15 protein-coding genes and 1 pseudogene are annotated in these 20,908 nt (G+C 38.9%); 6 read left to right on the top strand and 10 right to left on the bottom strand.

Annotation, left to right across the window (positions count from 1 at the left end):
• Nucleotides 1-42: 42 nt before the first annotated feature.
• On the bottom strand, nt 43-711 hold the full coding sequence (locus C509_RS0116235; protein WP_018707989.1) for an aspartate/glutamate racemase family protein: 669 nt from the start codon (nt 709-711) through the stop codon (nt 43-45).
• Between the two features lie 489 nt (nt 712-1,200).
• Between C509_RS0116235 and C509_RS0116230 the strand changes: the two genes are divergently transcribed.
• Nucleotides 1,201-1,989, top strand: a complete 789-nt coding sequence (locus tag C509_RS0116230) for an HAD family hydrolase (protein WP_018707988.1) — start codon at nt 1,201-1,203, stop codon at nt 1,987-1,989.
• Nucleotides 1,990-2,060: 71 nt separating this feature from the next.
• On the opposite strand, the gene C509_RS24100 is transcribed toward C509_RS0116230, so the two are convergent.
• Both C509_RS24100 and C509_RS0116220 read right to left on the bottom strand, forming a co-directional pair.
• Nucleotides 2,061-3,449 (bottom strand): amidase, encoded by a 1,389-nt coding sequence (locus C509_RS24100; protein ID WP_018707987.1) that lies wholly within the window; start codon nt 3,447-3,449, stop codon nt 2,061-2,063.
• A gap of 26 nt (nt 3,450-3,475) precedes the next feature.
• Nucleotides 3,476-4,942: a sodium/proline symporter gene (locus C509_RS0116220; RefSeq protein ID WP_018707986.1), complete on the bottom strand. Its 1,467-nt coding sequence runs from the start codon at nt 4,940-4,942 to the stop codon at nt 3,476-3,478.
• Nucleotides 4,943-5,073: 131 nt separating this feature from the next.
• On the opposite strand from C509_RS0116220, the gene C509_RS0116215 reads away from it, so the two are divergent.
• Nucleotides 5,074-5,478 carry an ectoine synthase gene (locus tag C509_RS0116215; RefSeq protein WP_018707985.1) on the top strand — a complete coding sequence of 135 codons (405 nt, stop codon included), beginning with the start codon at nt 5,074-5,076 and terminating at the stop codon, nt 5,476-5,478.
• A 555-nt stretch (nt 5,479-6,033) separates the two neighbouring features.
• Here C509_RS0116215 and C509_RS0116210 read toward each other — a convergent pair.
• The 5 genes from C509_RS0116210 to C509_RS0116190 form a co-directional block, all read right to left on the bottom strand.
• Nucleotides 6,034-6,792 carry an IclR family transcriptional regulator gene (locus tag C509_RS0116210; protein WP_018707984.1) on the bottom strand — a complete coding sequence of 253 codons (759 nt, stop codon included), beginning with the start codon at nt 6,790-6,792 and terminating at the stop codon, nt 6,034-6,036.
• 525 nt (nt 6,793-7,317) lie between these two features.
• The gene (locus C509_RS0116205; RefSeq protein ID WP_018707983.1) at nt 7,318-8,976 is read right to left on the bottom strand and encodes a thiamine pyrophosphate-dependent enzyme; all 1,659 of its coding nucleotides are present in this window, start codon (nt 8,974-8,976) and stop codon (nt 7,318-7,320) included.
• Nucleotides 8,977-9,021: 45 nt separating this feature from the next.
• The gene (gabT, locus tag C509_RS0116200) at nt 9,022-10,341 is read right to left on the bottom strand and encodes a 4-aminobutyrate--2-oxoglutarate transaminase (RefSeq protein ID WP_018707982.1); all 1,320 of its coding nucleotides are present in this window, start codon (nt 10,339-10,341) and stop codon (nt 9,022-9,024) included.
• 213 nt (nt 10,342-10,554) lie between these two features.
• Nucleotides 10,555-13,017, bottom strand: a complete 2,463-nt coding sequence (locus C509_RS0116195; protein WP_033370264.1) for a YhgE/Pip domain-containing protein — start codon at nt 13,015-13,017, stop codon at nt 10,555-10,557.
• Between the two features lie 112 nt (nt 13,018-13,129).
• Nucleotides 13,130-13,705 carry a TetR/AcrR family transcriptional regulator gene (locus C509_RS0116190; protein ID WP_018707980.1) on the bottom strand — a complete coding sequence of 192 codons (576 nt, stop codon included), beginning with the start codon at nt 13,703-13,705 and terminating at the stop codon, nt 13,130-13,132.
• Between the two features lie 470 nt (nt 13,706-14,175).
• On the opposite strand from C509_RS0116190, the gene C509_RS0116185 reads away from it, so the two are divergent.
• Genes C509_RS0116185 through C509_RS0116175 form a run of 3 tightly spaced genes read left to right on the top strand, consistent with a single transcriptional unit; the run spans nt 14,176 to nt 17,237 of the window.
• Nucleotides 14,176-14,757: a sigma-70 family RNA polymerase sigma factor gene (locus C509_RS0116185; protein WP_018707979.1), complete on the top strand. Its 582-nt coding sequence runs from the start codon at nt 14,176-14,178 to the stop codon at nt 14,755-14,757.
• Nucleotides 14,717-15,049, top strand: a complete 333-nt coding sequence (locus tag C509_RS0116180) for a hypothetical protein (protein ID WP_018707978.1) — start codon at nt 14,717-14,719, stop codon at nt 15,047-15,049. The genes C509_RS0116185 and C509_RS0116180 overlap by 41 nt, the downstream gene beginning before the upstream one ends.
• Nucleotides 15,039-17,237, top strand: coding sequence for a carboxypeptidase-like regulatory domain-containing protein (locus C509_RS0116175; protein WP_018707977.1), 2,199 nt, complete (start codon nt 15,039-15,041; stop codon nt 17,235-17,237). Before C509_RS0116180 ends, C509_RS0116175 begins: the two co-directional genes overlap by 11 nt.
• Nucleotides 17,238-17,451: 214 nt before the next feature.
• On the opposite strand, the pseudogene C509_RS27630 reads toward C509_RS0116175, so the two are convergent.
• Nucleotides 17,452-17,589, bottom strand: a pseudogene (locus tag C509_RS27630) (DUF4317 family protein); the annotation flags it as partial.
• Nucleotides 17,590-18,083: 494 nt separating this feature from the next.
• On the opposite strand from C509_RS27630, the gene C509_RS0116170 reads away from it, so the two are divergent.
• Nucleotides 18,084-18,773, top strand: a complete 690-nt coding sequence (locus C509_RS0116170; protein ID WP_018707976.1) for a hypothetical protein — start codon at nt 18,084-18,086, stop codon at nt 18,771-18,773.
• A 756-nt stretch (nt 18,774-19,529) separates the two neighbouring features.
• Here the strand turns inward: C509_RS0116170 and C509_RS0116165 are convergent.
• A complete protein-coding gene (locus C509_RS0116165; protein WP_018707975.1) occupies nt 19,530-20,705 on the bottom strand; it encodes a DUF4317 domain-containing protein in 1,176 nt (391 codons plus the stop codon).
• Nucleotides 20,706-20,908 lie beyond the last annotated feature (203 nt).

Raw genomic sequence — 20,908 nt, 5'->3', positions numbered from 1 at the left:
TATTGGAGTGCACCTCACACATTTGGAACATTTATAGATAGACTATATAGTCAGCTGTATATAATTTATCAATGTAGTAATATCAAATATTGGTAAATTAGTTATATTTCTAATCGCTTCTTTATATGGCGGCATATTTGTACATTCCAAAACAATCGCTTTTAATTCTGGATGCTCGGTAACAAGTTCGGCAGTCACTTGTTTCATTTCTTCCGCAATAGCCGTTTCATCCAACTCGAGTTCTTCCTTTATGATAGCGCCGGAAAATGCCGGCATCTCGTCCATCCCCTTAATAATGACATGATGCTGATGAGCATCCACTCCTTTTAAATGGGATTCTGTCAAGCTTGATTTCGATGCTGTCACCACACCGATGGGCTCACCAGCGATGATGCCCGCCAGCGGTATCTGCAATAAACTGGAGGAAAAAAAAGGAACACCCAACTGTTGTTGGATTTCTTTTTGATACAAAGCCAAAAATCCACAACTCGTAGTAATGGCTTTGATCCCTCTATCCTCAAGTTCCTTTGCCGCCTGTACAAATGGCTTGATCAATGCAGCATCGCCTTCTCTTACAACCCGGGATATACTCGCTCCATTCACTTTTTTATATTCGACAGGATACGCAAAAGTATCTTTATTCCCAACATCCCCTACTGGTCTATGGAACTGTGTATCCAACATTAATATTCCTATTTTTGCATTATCCATCGTATAAAAAACCACGCAACCAAACGGATCCAATACAATAAGTTTGATTTATGCTGGGTGGTATAGTTTTCACCTCCTGCTATGTTTACTGCAACGTCATCATAATGGGCATACATTATTGTTTTATTTTAAATGAATACTTTCAAATATTTAAACCCATTCACCTCGCGTTCTCCTTTCTAATCATTTTATTTTTATGCTGGACAGACAATGACTTCATCACAATATTTTATTGGAAAACGGTTACATTCTTATGAATCTTTATTTTATATATGCAAAAATCACGCCAAGAGCGAATCATAAAAGATGACACAAAACACGCCATAAACAGTTACTTATCTAATAAAATTATCAAAAAAATAATTTTAAATTATATAATATGAAATGAAAGATGAAGAATAACGACTGAATAGCAAAGGCTAGAATTTATACCGTTCTATGGTTAGAATAAGACTAGTAACCAATGAATAAATCAAAGTGGGGAATATGATGATTAAGGCAATTTTTTTCGACTTAGACGATACACTTTTATGGGATCAAAAAAGTGTAAAAGAGGCTTTTGCCGCGACATGCAAATTTGCTGAAGAAAGATTCGGAATAGACCCGGACCGGTTGGAAGAAGCGGTACGCGAGAATGCCAGGGAGCTCTATTCTTCCTATGAAACTTTTCCATTTACCCAAATGATTGGGATTAACCCTTTTGAAGGATTGTGGGGAGAGTTCAAGGATGAAACAGAGGATTTTCGGAAACTGAGCAACATTGTTCCGGAATATCGCAAAAATGCATGGACATTGGGATTAAAGCAGTTGGGCATAGATGACCTGGCGTTTGGCGCCGAACTGGGCGAACTCTTCCCGAAGAACCGCCGAAAGGTTCCTTTTGTTTATGACGACACATTCCAGGTATTGGATACATTAAAAAAAGATTATCGCCTAGTGCTCATTACAAATGGATCACCAGACTTGCAAAATACAAAGCTGGCCATCACTCCGGAGCTGGCCCCATACTTTGACCATATCGTCATCTCTGGCGGTTACGGAAAAGGAAAGCCTGATAGAGGAATATTTGAGCATGCCTTGTCATTAATGTCTCTACAAAAAGAGGAGGCAGTCATGGTCGGTGACAACTTAAATACTGATATCCTGGGAGCCAATCGTGCCGGAATCAAATCTGTCTGGATCAACAGAGAGCAAAAAGAGCGGAACGAGGTAGAACCCTCCTATGAAATCAGCCAATTGACCGATCTTTATGAGGTTTTGGAGGAAATAAAAGACTGACAAGTAAAGTGCTTGTCAGTCTTTTTCGTGCTGAGGTTAAACGATACCTGTAAGGCCGCAGCTATTCTTGTCTAAACAATTGAAAGTTCCTTGGATAAATGAAGAGCCGTTTCTAATTCATATGCAATTAAATAAAGTACCTCTTCATGGTCCCAATGACCCAATAATTGAACACCGATTGGCAGTCCATTCTCCGCTTTTCCACAAGGCATCGTCATTCCTGGTATACCGATATAATTTGCAAAAAAAGTAAAACGCATAAGTGCTGAACGCACACTTTGAGTACTTCCATCAATGATGACTGTATCCGCTCCAACATCAGTAGAAAGAATTGGAACTGTTGGCGTAATAATAGCGTCAACAGTGTCAAACGCTTGTTTATACTTTGCAGTTAATTTACTTTTTAATTGCTTGGCAAGGATATACTCATAGGCACGATATTCCGCTCCATGTAAAATACGGCGTCGGGTTTCATTTCCTAACAGATTGTTATAATCATTGGCGATTGATTGATGAATAAGATACGCTTCGGCCCGGTCTATTGCACTGCTAATCTCCATTGCTTGATCCATTTCCGGAATATCGAGGTCTACCTCTAGAATTGTGGCTCCAAGGCTTTCGAATACTTTTATTGCATCCATCACCTTTCTTTTGACCTCTACGTCCACATTCTCATAAAAGTATGAAGTTGGTATCCCTAACTTTTTATCATTTAAACTTCGCAGCGGATATTCTTTTAATTTTCTGGAAACGGATTGGGAGGAGCCTAATAAACCACTAATTGCATCAAAAATGATTGCATTATCCAAAACAGTTCTTGTAATGGGACCAACAGTATCCATTGACCAACTAAGAGGCTGAATACCGGAATTGTTTATTTTTCCTTGTGTAGGCTTCATTCCCACAACACCACATAAAGCAGATGGAATTCGAACCGATCCGCTCGTATCAGTCCCTAAAGATGCCCAGCATAAGTTTGCCGCTGTTGCAGAGGCCGAACCGCCACTGGAGCCCCCTGCAATTTTATTAGTATTATAGGGATTTTTCATCGGCCCAAAAAAAGAATCATCCCCCGTTGTACCGTAAGCAAGTTCATGTGTATTCTGCTTTCCGACAAGCACTGATCCTGTTGCTTTTATTTTTTTCACAACTTCTGCGTCTTCTGTCGGAATAAAATCCTTATACGCACCAGAACCCATTGTTGTTCTAATCCCTTTTGTATGAATGAGGTCCTTAAGCCCGATTGGAATCCCCAGTAAAATATTATGATCAGTTTCTTTTTTAAACAGCTCTTCCGCTTTCTTAGCCTGTTGCAAAGCTTCCTCTTTACAAACGGTTACATAAGCATTTAAACCGGAAAAACGATCAATTCTGGCATATAGCCATTCCAGTACTTCGACCGGAGAAATAGTTCTATTTTTATACTCATTATGGAGAGTGGTAATATCAAAGTTTAACAATTTACTTTCTCCTTAGTTTTGAAAAATTAAGATTCAATAACCTGTTTTTCATGGTGAATAGATTTTTCCGCTTTATCGGGATAGATCAAACTGAAAACGATTCCAAACAAGGATGCGATAAAAAATGTTGTAAAACGGGAACTTAATATTTCCTCAAGTGGTGAATTGATCCATATAAGTGTGCAGATGAGCCCTGAAGCTACTGTTGCCAGCGCCCCGACACCAGAATACCGTTTCCAGAAGAAAGTGAGCAATATCGCTGGTGAAAGAGTAGCCCCTACTCCGGTCCATGCCCAACTTACAACAGCGTAAACAAGTGATTTAGACATTAAAGCGATAATTAAGCCTAACATACCCGAAGCGATGATGACTATTCTTGAGACAAAAATCCACTTTTTATCGCTTAATTTCATCTTTAAACTTTTATTCATGATATCTTCTGTAACCGAACTAGTGACGACCATGATTTGAGAGTCAGCAGTAGTAATAATCGCTGCTAGAATACCCGCCAGTAAAATACCGCTAATCCATGGTGGTGTCAAATCTAAAATCATCGTTGGCAGGATCGTTTCAACATCTGTAAATTCACCAGAATTATAGAGGGCTATAGCCGTGATACCTATCAAAAAAGCTCCCAAAAACGCCAAAACCATCCATACAATACCCGTTATACTCGCTACTTTTACTTCTTTTGGATTTTTTAATGCCATGAAACGGGAACTGAGTTGCGGCTGCCCTCCCAAGTATCCGAAAAACCATGTGAAGTTATTGAAAAACAAAGCGCCAAAAGCAAAGCCTGTTAAGCCGCCAGTCCAAGAATTCACACCGTTTCCTGCATTATCCAAGGCTGCCGTCAGAGAAATATCATTGGTATAAATCTGAATAAAAGCTAAAATCGGAAGTATGGTAAGAGTAAGCAACATCATCATACTCTGAATCATATCTGTCCAAACGACAGACACAAAGCCTCCAAGAAAGGCAAGTACAATGACTGCTGCCGTACATAAAAGAAGCCCGATAATTGGATTTAAATTAAAAGTGGTCAACAGGGTTTTCCCCGCCCCGGCTATTTGAGCCCCAAGATAGAAAGTGAAAAACACTAAAATCAAAATAGTCACAAAATAACGGATTAACTTTCCGTGGGATGGAAATCGGGTTGCCAAATAATCAGGAAGTGTCAAAACATCATACTTATCTCTTTCTTCCATAAATTTCTTCGCCAGAAATAGCCAAGATACAATAATACCAAGGCCCATACCGCTTATGACCCAAATTGATGACAAGCCATTCACAAATACAAAACCTGTAAACCCTAACAATAACCAGGAAGATTCACCAGTTGCCCTTTCCGAAAAGGCAAGTGCCCATCCAGGCAACTGCTTTCCTCCAAGTAAAAAATCAGAATGGGTCATCTTTCTACGGCTAAAATAATATCCCACTCCAAAAACAAGTACAAAATAGAGTATGAGTTCTACTGCGATAATATTTTCCATTAGGCCTCCCCTGTTTCATTAAATGAAACATTGTTTCATTTTTTCAAATAACTTATTGAATATTATAGAATACTGTAGTACTATTTGTCTATAGTAAATATTATTAAAATTCCAACTGGAGGTATAGAGATATGATAGTCAGAAATATTAAAGAAATCATAAATAGTAAATATGATGTTTCCGGAGAGAATTGGAGCAGTAGAAGGTTATTACTTCATAAAGATGGTATGGGATTTTCCATGACAGAAACAATCATTAAGAAGGGAACAGAAACCTACATATGGTATAAAAATCATTTTGAAGCTTGTTATTGTATTGAAGGGGAAGGTGAAGTCGAAATAGCTGATAAAGATGGTAATAAGACTGGGGAAATTTACAAAATCTATCCAGGCATCCTCTATGCGTTAGATAAACATGACAAACATTATTTAAGAGCCACAAGCTCCGATATGCGTCTGGTTTGTACATTTAATCCTCCGTTAACTGGGGAAGAAATCCACGATGAGGAAGGGACATATCCTGCAATCGCTGAATAAAAACGCCAGCAAAACAGCTCTTCAAGGAGCAACTTGAGAGGGAAGACATCAAAATTTTTCCATTTTTTCATCTTTTCAACATACACAGGCATATACCTTTACACAAGGTATTTGCCTGATGTTTTCAATTCATTATCGTTTTAAGAATTTAAAGGACTTGATGAATCGGCGTAAAGAGACCACGCCTTTGTTATAATGCATATTTAGACTGTTGACCGAAAGGAATTGTCCCGAAGTAGATTACCAGGAACGGGGCTCTTAATCTAGGTGGAATGGATGATATCTCACTGGTAACTGGGAAAACATGAACATACGCAGCATTGATAAACGCTATAGAGGAAGGCTTCGGAGAGTTCGGATCTTTCAGCGGATTCATTAGTTTGATGCTATCTGGGTTGTTATTAATTTCCGGGTAGCCGTTCCTAAATGTTTCCTGCAATTATACTTAGACAACGACTTTTTGCAGAACCTATTCCGAAAGGATCCATTAACCGCCCCATTTCGAAGATGCTGCTTTCTGCGGATGGCCTATTTTCCTCCGGGCATATTATTATATTAAACTTGATAGCCCATTTTATTAGAAATCTCTTTTGCCACTTGTGCTGTGTTTTCTATGATAATTTTTTTATTATCTCCTTCAAAGTATCTTGCTAACCCACTTACAGTTAAAGCTGCAACTACTTCATTCGTATGATCGTAAATGGGATACGATATTCCAATGGTATCTGCGTCCTGCTCGCCTTCGCTATAAGAGTAGCCTTTTGCACGAATACACTCCAGTTCCTGCAACAGTTGTTCCCTATTAATAGATTTCGTATTTCCTATCGGAAAGTCAAGGCTTGAAAGAATGCTCTCTTGTCTTTCCCTCGGTAAGTAAGCTAATAACAACTTCGGGCCTGAACCTATATATAGAGGGGAAGTTTTTCCTATTCTCGTATATAGTCTAAGTGCACGGGAACTTTCTACTTTTTCTATATATGTAGCCTGATTATTATTGATAATAACTAAGTGGACAGCTTCGTTTATTTCTTTAGCCAATTCTTCCATTAGCGGGCGGGCAATTTCTCTCAACTCCAATTGATCGGAAACTAACTGGCCCAATTCAAGTAATTTTAAACCTAATCGATAACGGCTATCATGGTTAGATTCTTTTATTTTGTACAAGAAGTTTTGATTTTCCAAAGCAGAAAGAAGACGATAAGCAGTTGGCTTTGGCAAATTAGATCTATTAGCAATTTCTTTGAGTGACAATTCCGGTTCATCTTCTGTAAAAAAATCCAACAATTTTAATGCTTTAACAACACTTTGGTTCATCTCAATTCCAACCCCCTATATTATAGGATTATAAATTTAGCAGTTCATGAGCATTTAAATAACTGCTTTTTTCATTTTTCATAACACTAATTTATAGTTTTGATTTTGAATCAATTTTTTACTACATATGTCTTAATATAGTGGTTATTCTAGTTAGTTGCAAAAATTAGAGAAATGTCCCAGTTTATACAGCAAGATAAGAAAATGGTAAAAAGGCTGGGATAAATCTACTGACATTTGCCTTCCAGCGATACGATACAACTCACCTATGCCCACATCTGAGACGGCTAACATTAAAATTGAACAACCGTTAATCTATAAAGCTATTCTCCCTCAAGAAGAACTTATTTTATAAAATTTCTATAATAAATACAGTATCAAAGATATTATAGACCATTTTAAAGAGAAACTCCCTCAAACAGTTGAGGGAGTTTTTCACATATTCCAAAATAGGTAAGGATTTAGCAAGAGAAACCAGCATGGCCTCTATACATAAATATCTTAATATAATTTGGTCATTTGCCATTAAACGCTGGTGCTTTTTTCTCTAATAGAGCTAATTGTTTCGCTAATTGATATTTTTTCCGGATTGGTAGCAATTTCAATAACCATAGGCTTTTCAGAGGATAAAGCCTCCTTAAACACTTGATCAAACTCTTTATTCGTTCTTACTTTTACTGCTTTTACCCCGAGGGATTCCCCCATTTTTGCAAAATCTACATGATTCAGCTCAGTACCAATCACTCTTTCTGGATAGTGAATTTCCTGATGCATCCTGATTGTTCCATACAAGCTGTTATTAAAGACCAGTGCAATGACAGGAACTCCATACCTTGAGGCTGTCTCCAGCTCCTGAACCGTCATCATGAACCCTCCATCACCAGATAACGAAACAACAGTTTTTTGCGGATGGGCCATTTTGGCACCGATGGCTGCAGGAAGACCATAACCCATTGCACCTGAGGTCGGCCCAATATACGTTTTGGGTTGGTTAAATGAGTAAAAGCTGTGTAGCCAGCCAGCAAAATTTCCAGCATCATTTGTTATAATGGCATCTTCCTGAAGGTTTTCTTGCATCGTTTGAATAACCTGTTTGATATTAATCCATTGCTCATCTTCATTCGTATCAACCATCAAGTCTTGTACATAATCAGCCCTTCTCTTCGTGCTCCATTCCGTCCATTGTCTGTCCATATCTACAGTTAAAAGTTCTTTCAGGGCTGTCTTTGCATCAGATACGATTCCGATATCAGGGTTATATACCTTGCCAATCGTATTGTAGTCAATATCAATGTGAATGAGTTTCTGCCGGTCAGAAATAATACTGTAATCCTGTGTCGTCACTTCGGAAAGACGCGTTCCAATGGCTAAAACCAGATCCGCTTCCCGCAGTGTATTTAAGACCGAAGGAAACGTGCCTAATCCTGCATGGCCCGTGTACAGTCTATGGTTATTTGGAAACGCATCATGGCGCCGAAAAGATGCCACTACCGGAATGTCATATTTCTCCGCAAATTGAACTAAAAGTTGTTCTGCATGTGAAGCAATAACTCCTCCCCCTGCCAAAATGACAGGATATTGAGCTGACGCTAACAATTCTTTCACCTGATTGATCTCTTCTAATGCCGGACACGGAGCAGGAATAATCACTGGGGAGCCAAAATTCATTTCCGCTTCTTCCACTAATACATCCTCTGGAAGCGATACGATGACCGGTCCCGGACGACCCGTTTGCGCTATCCTAAAAGCCCGTTGTATTAATTCAGGTGTACGCTCGGCATCCCTTAACTCAACTGTCCACTTCGCGATATGGCTGAAGAATTGGTCTAGCTCCACTTCCTGAAATCCTTCTCTCCCACGAAATTTGCTGTGAACCTGCCCCAAAAAGACAACCATCGGCGTTGAGTCCTGGTAGGCTGTGTGTATTCCTATAGCCAAATTTGCCCCACCTACACCCCTGGTAGCCATTGCTACAGCAGGTTTCCTTGTCGCTTTACCAAATGCCTCAGCCATAAAAGCTGCCCCACCCTCATGGCGAGCGGATATTAAATCAATCTCTTCAGAGTCGTAGATGCTGTCCATTAACGGCAAATAACTTTCTCCGGGTACGCAAAACGCTTTCGATACTCCCTCCAACTCCATACATTTTACGATGGCATCAGCCACAGTCATTCTTTTACCCATGATAAAAATCTCTCCCTTTCTTCAGCGCATGCTTAGCTTAACAATTCAAACAGTCGTTTTGTTTTCCAATTCAGACAATACATTCTCCAATACATCCAAAGCTTCTGACAGCTGTTCATCAGTGATGACGAGCGGAGGCAACAGCCGAATCACGTTTCCATAAGCACCAGATGTAAGAATGATCACACCGTTTTCGTAACATTTCTTCACCATTTGTTTCACTATTTCAGGATATGGCGCCATGGTCTCTTGATCTTTAACCATTTCAATCCCTATCATGGCACCGAGTCCCCTTATTTCCCCAATGAACGGCGACGAATGTTCCAATCGATTTTTGATCTGCCTGCCAATCCGTTCCGCTCTGTTGGCCAGATTCTCTTTTTCTATGATTTCCAACACTTTAAGGGCTGCTACACATCCCAGTGGACTTCCACCCAAAGTTGTCCCCAATTCTTTCAGTTTAGGGGAATCCATTATGTCAGTCTTCCCAGTCACTGCTGCTAAAGGAATTCCGGCTGCGATTGATTTTGACATTACCGTAATATCCGCTTCAACACCAAAATGCTCCATAGCAAACAATTTCCCTGTACGCGCGAAGCCTGTTTGAACCTCGTCAGCTATCAAAACAATCCCATGATCATTGCATAGTTCCCTTACTCCCTTAACAAATTCAGAGGATGGAACAACAAGTCCGCCTTCTCCTTGGACAGGCTCCATGATAATAGCTGCAATGTCCTGTGGATCTACGCTCACCTGGAATAACCGTTGGAAATGATTAAGCAGTTCTTCATCGGTTTGCTCATCACGGTAACTGTAAGGGTACGGGACCCTGTATACATCCGTAGCCATTGGGCCAAAGCCTTGTTTAAAGTCTTTAACTTTGCCTGTCAGTGACATGGTCATAAAGGTTCTTCCATGAAAACCCCTTTCAAATGAAATAACACCAGGTCGTCCTGTATGCCGCCGAGCGATTTTGATTGCGTTTTCAACTCCCTCGGCACCACTGTTAAAGAATATAGTTTTTTTAGGAAACTTCCCTGGAACGAGATCATTTAGCTTTTCGGCCAGCTTAATGTAAGTTTCGTACATAGTGACAGGAAAAACAGGATGAATAAAGTGATCTAACTGCTCTTTCAAGGCTTCGACAATATCAGATGGCGAGTGTCCAACGTTTATTGTGCCGATCCCTCCGGCTAAATCTATCAAACGGTTCCCGTCAACATCTCGTATTAAAGCTCCAGAAGCACTTAAGACTCCTATCGGTATGTTTGTAGAGATACCATTTGGGACAGCATCTTGACGTTGCTTTAACAGGTCCAACGATTTTGGGCCAGGAATGGCTGTTTTTAATTCAATAAAACTCAAAGCAAAGACCCCCCATTTCTTGTTTCATTATTTAAAATGCCATTTCATTTATTGTGAATAATTATAACAAGTTAATTTGAAAAATTCAAGCATTCCTTTGAAGCATCAACTGTTGATTTGGTTTCTTACCTCGCTAAACCTATTGTTCTCTTTTTGGGAGATAACAACTAAAAAGCCAGGTATATGAACCATCTCATATACCTGGCTTTGATCTTATGCTGCAGTTTCTCCCTGCTGCTGATTAGATTTTTTATTTTTGATAATAAAGTATGTGATTGTCAACGCGGCACAGCCAAGTGTATATAGTGCCAGAATTCCGATGTTATGCCACATGAATGAGTAATCTCCGCTGGAAATGACCGCTTTAAATGCCTGAACAGTATAAGTCATTGGCAATAAGTCATTAAATGGCTGGATCATCTTTGGAATTAACTCCAGCGGGAATGTACCTGCACTTGTTGTCAGTTGCATAATAAGAATGACAATCGCTATGAAACGGCCCGGATCTCCCAATGTTGTGACAAGCAGTTGTATCATTGCCATAAAAGTTATACTTGTAATGATTGATACAAAAATGAACAGTGGAACGCTCCTCACTTCAATTCCCAATCCGAATAGTAAGACAGCATCTACCAATAACGCCTGGATTACTCCCGTGATAGCTACAACCCCGAATTTCCCAAGGAACCAGGTAATGCCATTGCGTGGTTTTACAGCAGGCTCCTTTAAGTTAAAGACAATGGTCATCAATAAAGCACCTACAAATAATCCCAATGAAATAAAATATGGTGCAAAACCTGTACCGTAGTTAGGAACCGGGTTCACTTCTTCCTTTTCCACTTTGACGGGGCTTCCCATCATATCGTACGTATCATCATTGGCCTTAACTGAGCCTGCTTCATCTGCAGCATCACTCAACTTCTCATGTAACTCTGCAGTTCCATCCTTCAGTTCAGTTGTTCCGTCTGAAAGCTTTTCGGAACCATCAGCCAGTTTTTGCGAACCGTCTTTGATTTTGGATGAGCCGTCTGCCAGCTGCCCCATTCCATTGCTCAACTCATTGGCACCATCTGATAATTGGTGAGTCCCTGAATTTGCTTCTTTCATTTTTTGTTTGAATGCTTCCATGTTTTTAACATACTCTTGTTGGCCGCTGCTTAACTTGGAAGATCCATCGCTGAGCTCTTTTGCCCCATTTGATAGCTGATGGACACCTTCCTGAAGTGCAGCCTGGCCGGATTGAATGGATCCGAGGCCATTTGTCAATTGATTAAATACCGGATCAACAGCTTTTTGGATCTCTTCGTCCAAGCCGGCAGTAGAAGTGCCGAGCTTTTTATTTACTTCACTCTTATATAAGTTGAATGCACCATCGATACCGGCAGTGGCTTGACTCATTCCTTGCTTAACGCCTGCTTCTACCTGCGGCTGAAGTTGATTCACCATTGATTGCTCAATTTGTTCTTTTGAAGGGGAGGAAGCATTTACTTGAGAAATGATTCCTTGAACCGCTTCTTGAGGAATCCCATTTTCCAACAAAGCTTGAGACAATTTATTCATCTGTTCATTTTGCATGTTTTCAATATTATTGGCGACTCCCTTTGCTATACCTGCTGAAAGCTGCCCCGACAGTCCATTTGCCAAGTCATTTTCCAGCTTGCCAGTAATCCCCTTATTTAATTGATCCAATCCTTGGTTCATTTCCTGCCCGCTTGCCTCAATCTTTGTACTAATGGTATCGGCCATCTGTTTAGGCAATTGTGTTTGAAGCTGTTTCAATCCATCCTGAACCTGACCTGTCCCTGCTACTAAATCCGGGATTTTCCCATCTACTTCTTGCAGACCGTTTTGAACCTTCGAAATACCGCCATTTAAAGCCTTAGAGCCTTTCTCAACGTCTTTGGATGCACTGGTAAGCTTATCGCTGGCATCTGTTAATTGATCCATTCCACTGGCCAAATTTTGTGAACCATTGGCCAGCTCATCAGTTCCGGAACGTGCTTTTGTCACTCCATTTTCAAATTCAATAGAACTTGATGCTAAAACTCCTAAATTATCTTTAAGCTCTTTGGAGCCATCTGCAAGGTCTTTTGCCCCATCATCCAATTTCCCGCTGCCATCACTGGCTTTTTCAAGACCTTTAGCAACTTCTCCAACCTTATCAAACATTGTTTCGGCGTATGTAGACGTGACAGCCTTGGCTACTTCAGCCCTGATTTCCTTCGCTGCTGTTTCCCCAATTTGGGAGGAAAGGAAGTTATAAGCCTCATTCGGTACATATTTCAGTTCTAATTTCTTCGGCTTTTCATTCATTAGGGTAGTTGCATTTTCCGAAAAATCCTTCGGTATTTCAATCAACATATAATATTTTCTATTTTCTAGATCCCGGTAACCATCTTTTTTAGGAACGAAATGAAATTCAAATTCATCATTATCCTTTAGCTTATCGGTCAATTCCTTTCCTAATTCCAATTTCTCCCCATCGTAGTCAGCCCCAGCATCTTCATTTACCACAGCAACAGGCAAATCCTTTAAGTAGTCATACGGATCCCAGAAAGCCCACAGGAACATCCCTGCATATAATAATGGAACAAACACAACAGCAATAATCGGAATAAGTACCTTTTTATTCGTAAAGATTTGTTTCCATTCCGCTAAAAAATTCGATTTCTCCATAAACATGTCTCTCCCTTCCAAATTATTGACTAAAATATTCATTTGGTCATTTACCACCAAAAAATTTTTGACCGTTTTGTTCATTTAGTCAAATATGAGCTAAAAATAAGGATTATCTTATGGATAACCCATTTAACAAATACAATTTAAACAGTTTTGATATTTCGTCTTTCTCCAGCGGCTTATGGACTTTCTCCCAATCAAATATGAGGGCAATATAAAGTTTTAAGATAACAAAAGCAGTAATCTCGGGATTGCATGGTTTAATTTCTTTTTTTTCTACCGCTTTTTGGACGATTTTTCCCACGTACTGGACAATCGTATTTTCTATCTTTTGGATCACTTCTTTAACTGCAGGAGTCCCCATATCTTTTTCTTCCTGGATGAGTTTGATCATCAGTTGATGTTCTGTCCGGAATTCCAATAACGTAAAAAGCGCGCTATCCACCTTCTCGTAAAAAGATGAATCTTCACTTACGGTTCTTTCTACAGATACTTTCATTTCATGAATTAAGGAAGAGATGATTTCATGAAATAACTCTTCTTTATTTTTGTAAAATGTGTAAATCGTCCCCTTGCCAACGTTGGCTAATTTAGCTATTTGATCCATTGTTGTAGCTTTGTAGCCGAATAAGGAAAAAGAATTTGTTGCAGCCTGTATAATTTGCTGTTTCCGGTCAATGGCCATTTATTTTCACCTTCATTCCGGGCATTCTATAAAATGACCATTTGAACGTTTTGGTCATATGTACAATAATCATCCTAACACAAGGATGTAAAGGACGCAACAATAGATTTCATTTAAAATGCCATGTTCCAAAAGTTTTCAAGTTTAAACCAGTCACCGAAGAGATTCCGCTTATCATTTCATGTTTTTTTGAACACCCTCTAAAAGCCAACTTGTGTATTCCGTCCCGTCCCCTACCGATTTTTCACCTTCATTACACTCGGGAACAATTACATTCTTCCTTCTGACTGTATGTCAAACAGTATAACCTAAATGACATGAATTGTTGCAATATATACGGATAACAAAATGTCTCGTCATATGGTACATCCCTGTATAGTTATAACTGAGACAGTTTTTCACTTTTTGCAACTATTTCACCACCCATTGCATCTATATATTATACCCGTTCAGAAAGGGGGCCGGCCGTTTTGGATTATATCGATAAACTCAAAGAAAAAGATGAACACGCCTTAATGCAGGTAATGCATCAATACGGGGACTACTTATTGCGCACCGCTTATTTACTTGTTAAAGATTATCAAACAGCCGAAGAAGCTGTTCAAGATACTTTTATTACCGCTTTTGAAAAAATTCATCAGCTGGAGAATCCCGAAAAAATAAAGAGCTGGCTTACCACCATTGTCCTTAATCAATGCCGCTCCCGAATGCGGAAATGGCATTGGAAAAATATATCATTTCATTTTGACATGGTGGACCGTATCAAAGGTGACGAAACCGTTCAAAGCCCCGAAGAAGCGATCTTTGATATGGCCTTAAATCATAATATAAGTACAGCCATTCAACAATTGGACTATAAATACCGCGAAGCGATTACATTGTATTATTTTAATGAATTGAAGATCTCAGAAATTGCATCACAAACCAAAACGAATGAAAACACAGTAAAATCAAGACTCAAACGTGGTCGGCTCCTATTGAAAAATCTATTAACAAAAGGAGAGGTTTCCATTGAAAAGCCAGCGGAAAGCCCTAAAAAAACAGCTAGATAACGAGATGAATCATATTACGTTTTCCAAACAGCAGGAAGTCATGGACTCTCTCCGTCCAATCACATTCAAGCAAAAAGCCCGGTTGATTTGGAATAAAGAAATAGAACTCCCCCTTCTTCCATTGACTGGGATTTGCATGTTGATATGTTTATCTCTCGGAGTTAAATATATCAACAACTATGATAGCATTCCAGATTCCACGGAAAAGAAAGCCGGCGAACTTATTGAGATAGAGGACTATGTATATTGGAAAGAAGACTTGGAAAAGACGGTGATGCGGTATGAAGATTAAAATGAAAGTGAAGCATATTGTCTTTATTTTAATTAGTATCCTATTGATAGTTTTTTTCATAAGCCCTCAAATTCAACTATATATAGCGAAAAAGCAAGCGGGGAATACCAATCCTGCAGCCAAGACAAAGCTGTTGGAATCCCTTGACAGCAAAACGATTTTGGACTCGCAAAAATGGAGAATCATCCAGGACTATATTCTGAACGATTACACGGCCAACCAATTTGATGTATACGTCGGGCCAGCGTTTTCCCAATTCAGCCATCCTGATCATGCCATAACTTTTACTTGGGATGAAATGCTTCCATATTTGAACATGTATGTAAAAAAAGGCCCGATAGATGAGTATTTTGCTTTTGCGGCAAAACAGCTTGCGGTTCATTATAAGACTATTGGCCAAGTTGACAAAGCACAGGACATCCTGCAAAAAGCCAGCAAACGCACAGCTGGTAACGATTCATGGACAGGTCAGGAGTTTCAATTAGAACAATCGGAAATCTTTATTGAACAGTCCGATTATTCGGCAGCCAAGCAACTTTTACAAGAAATGAGTAGCAATGACCCGGAAAATGAATATGTCCAAGCAAAAATAGCCCAGCAGAAAGCGAAAATCAAACTCCGCCAAGGTCATGTACTGGATGCTTACAAGGAAGTTAACAAAGCATTAACGAAGTATGAAGAAATGATGGCAGATGAAACACCCGCTGGTTATGAAGAACTTTTATCTATGAAAAAAAATATACAAACTGCCTTAACACAACAAAGCCATATAAATAATACGGTCAAAGGAAGAATTGTTTACAGTGATGGTACGCCCGTAGCGAATGCAGGGGTCTTTTTACGGTCAGAAGAAAAAGTCTCCAGAAGTGTTGGACCGGAGGAAGCATATCAAGTCACAACAGACGCGGATGGATATTTCGAAATTTCAGGGGTATTGCCAGGAAGCTATCAAGTCGCTTTAGGATTAAGCTTTGATCAAATTGACGGCTGGACATGGCCGGTTGATATGGATGAATGGCTTGATGTTGGAGAAAAGAAAACAATCACTTATAACATCACCTTGCAAAAATTGATCAAACTCAACTCTCCAGTCAATCAACAAAAAATAACTGATAAACAGATTCTCTTTTCCTGGGAAAAGGTGGAGGGCGCAGACTATTACCAGCTAAGCTTGGGAGCAGATATTGATTCCGGCTCGGTCAGTACGGGATTTAAATCATACATTGCAGACAATCAAATCAAAGTGCCGGTGGAAGAGGTATATAATCATCCGCTTGGAGTAATATTCCCTGGTGATGATCTGTCTACGGTAAGCCCAGAATCACTGTTGGCATTTACAAATACGAATAACCGGTTTTATTGGTCTGTTGAGGCCTATAGCGATGATGGTGAGCTGATTTCACGCAGTGACGGTTACCGGCTGAATGAAGATACGGTTGGAAAAATACCTTTCTTTTATTTAAAGGAACGAAACATGACGAAAGCAGACCGACTATTGCTTGATAAAAAATTAAAAAAAGCACTGGCAGCCTATCAATCTAATTATGAAAAGAATCCGAATGACATTCATAGTTTACGTATGATTGTTCGGCTGATGGGTGCTGAATCATCCGACAAGCATGCAACCGAGAATGAAAAAGGTATTCCTTATTTACAAGCATATGCCGAAAAAGCAAACTCTCCACAAGCCATATTCAGGCTTGTTGAATATTATTATGAGAAACAGAAATGGGATTCCTTCAACAAATGGTTTGATAAGTATGCTGCAGCGGTTGATGGCCGCCTTGATGACTACGATCAAGCCATTTACGCCAGTGCACTAATGAAGCAAGGAAAATTAAAGGAAGCAAGCGAACGTTTTAAACAAGTAATGAACCGGGATAAAAGCCATCGTTTTATTGGAAGCTGGCTGGCGGTGGAATTATATGAAGGAAAGACATTCGAACATGCCATGGCCATGGCAAAGGAGTATCCGGAACGGCCTTTTGCCGACGAAAATAGGGATTGGTTTTACATGGTTCAAGCACTTGAAGAGGAAAGTGAAACAGATCCCCTCTATCGTCAGGAACTAAAAGAAACACTCGATTTATATTTTAAAAACAGAGATAAAGACCTGTCCATTTGGATGAAAACAACTGATAAACCAGCGATGAAGAAATTTATCGAGGCGGTGAAGGATGTGAATTAGGGAACCCCTGCCAGCGGGATTCCCTATTTTTATATACTCTATTCCATACTTAACAATGGTTGTAAACAGATTCCGTTAAAAATGACTGACTATCCATTTTTCGGGTTTAACTGATAGATTCTATGCTGATCTTGATAGTAAAGCTTTCAACATTAATCCCAATTGGTTCAGCTGTTCCACATTATTTATGAATTTCGCTTAATCTTCATTGCCTTTATCCCAACGATGCCTCCGGGATCAATTTAAAGCCTTCGATCATGGTGTCTTCATCAACCTCAATCATTAAGCAGCGCTTGCCGTTGAAGTTGACTTGGATGACGTACTCTAAGTCTTTGAGACTGGTAGAAATGTTTGGTGTAGCTTGTGCACTATCCCTGTAATGCCAAATATTGAAGTTTATTTATCATATCCGAAACTTTAGTTAAATAAAAATCGGATGGGAGCATATAATAAAAAAAATAGTTCGTTGTGATTATATAGAAATTCTAGTTTAGGCTTGTGTACAAACAAATAAAATTGTACAATATTAAAAATTCCGAAATATTGGAAGTCATAATTAATAATTATATAGGTTCTCACTAAAAAAGGCGTTCGGCAATTCTTAGTACCATATAGAGAGGTTATTGAGATTGTAATATTTTACGGTTCAAAGGGTGAGATTTTTAAAGATCGTCCCTTTGGAACTAACCTTATAAAGTAAATCTCCGAGAAAAACAGTATTAATAAATTGTATGAGGAGTTGGATTCTAAATCGAGTGGAAATTCTGTAAATTGTTAACATTTTTTCGACAGCCAAACAGTGAGAAAGACGTTTGACCAATTCAATTTGAGTAGGGGGGTAAAATAATGAAAAAGCTTATTACAGCATTATTCGTTATTATGTTTTTATGTATTCCAAACGCTCAAGCGGAAGAGGTTGAAGGATCCGGTGAATTCCCAATTGCGGAAATTGAAACTCTTACAGGTGATGCTCTTGAAGGGTATAACTATATTGAATATGATGAGCCAGTGAAAATAGATAGAAACGGAAGCCAGGAAGTCTTATTAGGTTATTATGATTCTGTGAATCAAGCACCTAGTAGCAATGGCTCAATTACTCCCCAACGTGCTTATTATGAATACGATAGATGGTATGTGTATGACCAAGGAATAGTAAAACACTGGTCTTATTTGTCTAACCCTTATTTTATTAGAAGTGTAGCAAGAGGGATGACGTATGAAAAGACTACAGAAGTTTCAGCAACCATCTCAGCTACATACAGCAGTGGAATTCCAAGTGCTTCCAAACCTTCTGTGAACAAATCATTTGGACTTACTTCAAGCGGTTCCAAAAAAGTAACAGTAAAGGTAACTTTATCTGGACCAGGTAAGGGTTATTCTAGTAGAGATTTTTATTATAAAAAGGGCAGACACACTCATAAGGTTAAAATTATTCGTGAGCACAGATCGAATTGGGACGGAGTACTATGGAAAAAAACTTATTATGGCGAGGTAGGTAAACCAGCTATTAAATATTATTCAGTTGATAGAAAGTAGGCAACCTGTACATGAATAATAAAATGCAGTTTAATTGGGTTAGATGGTTATTGATTAGTATTTTGGTTAGTTCGATCATATGTTTAATAATAGTATATCAAAAAGGATATATCCCTGAGTTTCATTCAGCAATGTCTATGCCATTCGCTATCATTGTGGGGTTAACAACTATAGCAGTTGCGATTTATGAAAAAATGTAGAATTTTTTAATGGACCTTCCGTATATTGTGTACAATATTTTACGACTTATCAAATTAAAGACTTTTTCTATCATTCCACTTGAATGATAGGTTTTTTTATGTCTTAGTGTTAATTGGAAATAAAGACATTTGAAAAAACAATGCTGTTATAAAAACGTCAGTCATGTTATTCAACAATTGGACCTTTTTCCTCACTTTTGTCATGGTTATTGTGTTTTGCAAATTAAAAATACATAACTTTGCAATCTGGAATGCATAAAATTGCTAAGAAAAAGTACACAAGATAATAATCTACTATTTGACATGGGGAAGAGGGCATAATAGCCATTCACGGCTGAGCTAGTCCCTTTAAATATCTGGCTCTATGCCCCCGTAAATTATGCCGAATGAGACCCCATGTCAAGTTGCAAATTTTTATATGGTTATAATGCAATATACAGTTATAATGGATTTCTAGAAAGAGAGGGAAAACCCCTTAAAAATTAGTTATGTTGATTTTATATCCTTCCCTTTTTGTTCTTAAAAACCATTATTACCACCCTGTTTTTCATGGCCTTTATCCCAACGATGCCTCCGGGATCAATTTAAAACCTTCGATCATGGTGTCTTCATCAACCTCAATCATTAAGCAGCGCTTGCCGTTGAAGTTGACTTGTCTCACATATTTCAGGTCTTTCGGGCTGATCGAAATATTTGCGACCTTGGTTTCGATTTTGATAGATTTCGATGTATATTTTGGGACAATGCTGCTAGCCTTAAGCTCGTACTTTTCGTCATCAACAACTTTCTGAAAGGCCATTTCAACTTTATCCGCATTGACGTCTTCCACTCCGCTCACCTTTAAAACACGTTCCACGTCTTTATAATCCAATGTAGGAGTGACTTCCTCCTCCTCTTCGTCTTCATCCATCATCCGGTTTATTTCTTCATATACATTGGAAAGCGTATGAGTATCCACCTGACCACCTACCACTTCATTTACGACAAATTCAAATACAGCTTTGTCTTCCTGGGCAGTCATGATCTCTTCTCCGTTCAACACATCCTCGATAAAGTGCTCATCAGGTTTATTCGCTTTTCCCGCCGAGTATAGTACGCGGTTTATATCAGCCGAATTGTCTGTGAAGCTTGGAAATAAAAATCCTGCTTTTGGAGATGCCAGATTGATAATGGAGTCGACCACAACGCTTGACTTAAATTCCTTTTCAATATAATCAAACACCAATGTTCTTTTCGGCTGCTCCGTTTGATTGATGCTGCAGAGGATAAAAGAGTTTGTATACACCTCATCCCGGTCACTCACTTCCGCTTCCTCACTGCTTCTTTTTGTCGGTTTAAAATATTCGCCGCGAATGAAAGTGACGACCATGTCCTTTTCATACTGAACATCCTTAAACATTTTTTCAACGATAAGAAGCATCTGTTCCTTCCAATCTTCCACATCATCAGCTTGAAGACCATCATGAAGAATATGCCGGGTATGATCTTCCGCCTGATCCTGAAATTTCACTTCAAATAACTTCACGTCCAATTGACCTGTCAGTACCTTTTTGAAATTATTCATGAACAGCTCCTGCTGCTCCCGCTCCAGCATGGAAAAAGGCTGGCTCTCTTGATGATAAATGTCACTGCTTTCTTTTCTTATGTAAACATTAAAAATATCGGTGATCTGTAATAAATCATTATCAAGTTTGAATTGTTTCCGAATGTTGGCTATATCTTTTTGGTTCATTTGAATGTGCAACTCCTTGGTAATCTGCTGCCAGCTTCTTGTCTAATTGACAATTTACTTTCTTAGCTGGGACACCCCTTATTATAACAACAAGTTTAAAAACTAACTTGATTAATATTCCACTTTGGAGAGTAATATTTAAGATTACATCTATATATCTGGTTTTTTCACAACAAAAAACAGGCCACATCACATAATTTCAG

Origin of the sequence: Siminovitchia fordii DSM 16014 = CIP 108821, from assembly GCF_000374565.1 — a bacterium.
Classification (GTDB): Bacteria; Bacillota; Bacilli; order Bacillales; family Bacillaceae_C; genus Siminovitchia; species Siminovitchia fordii.
This window is presented reverse-complemented; position numbering and strand designations above follow the sequence as displayed.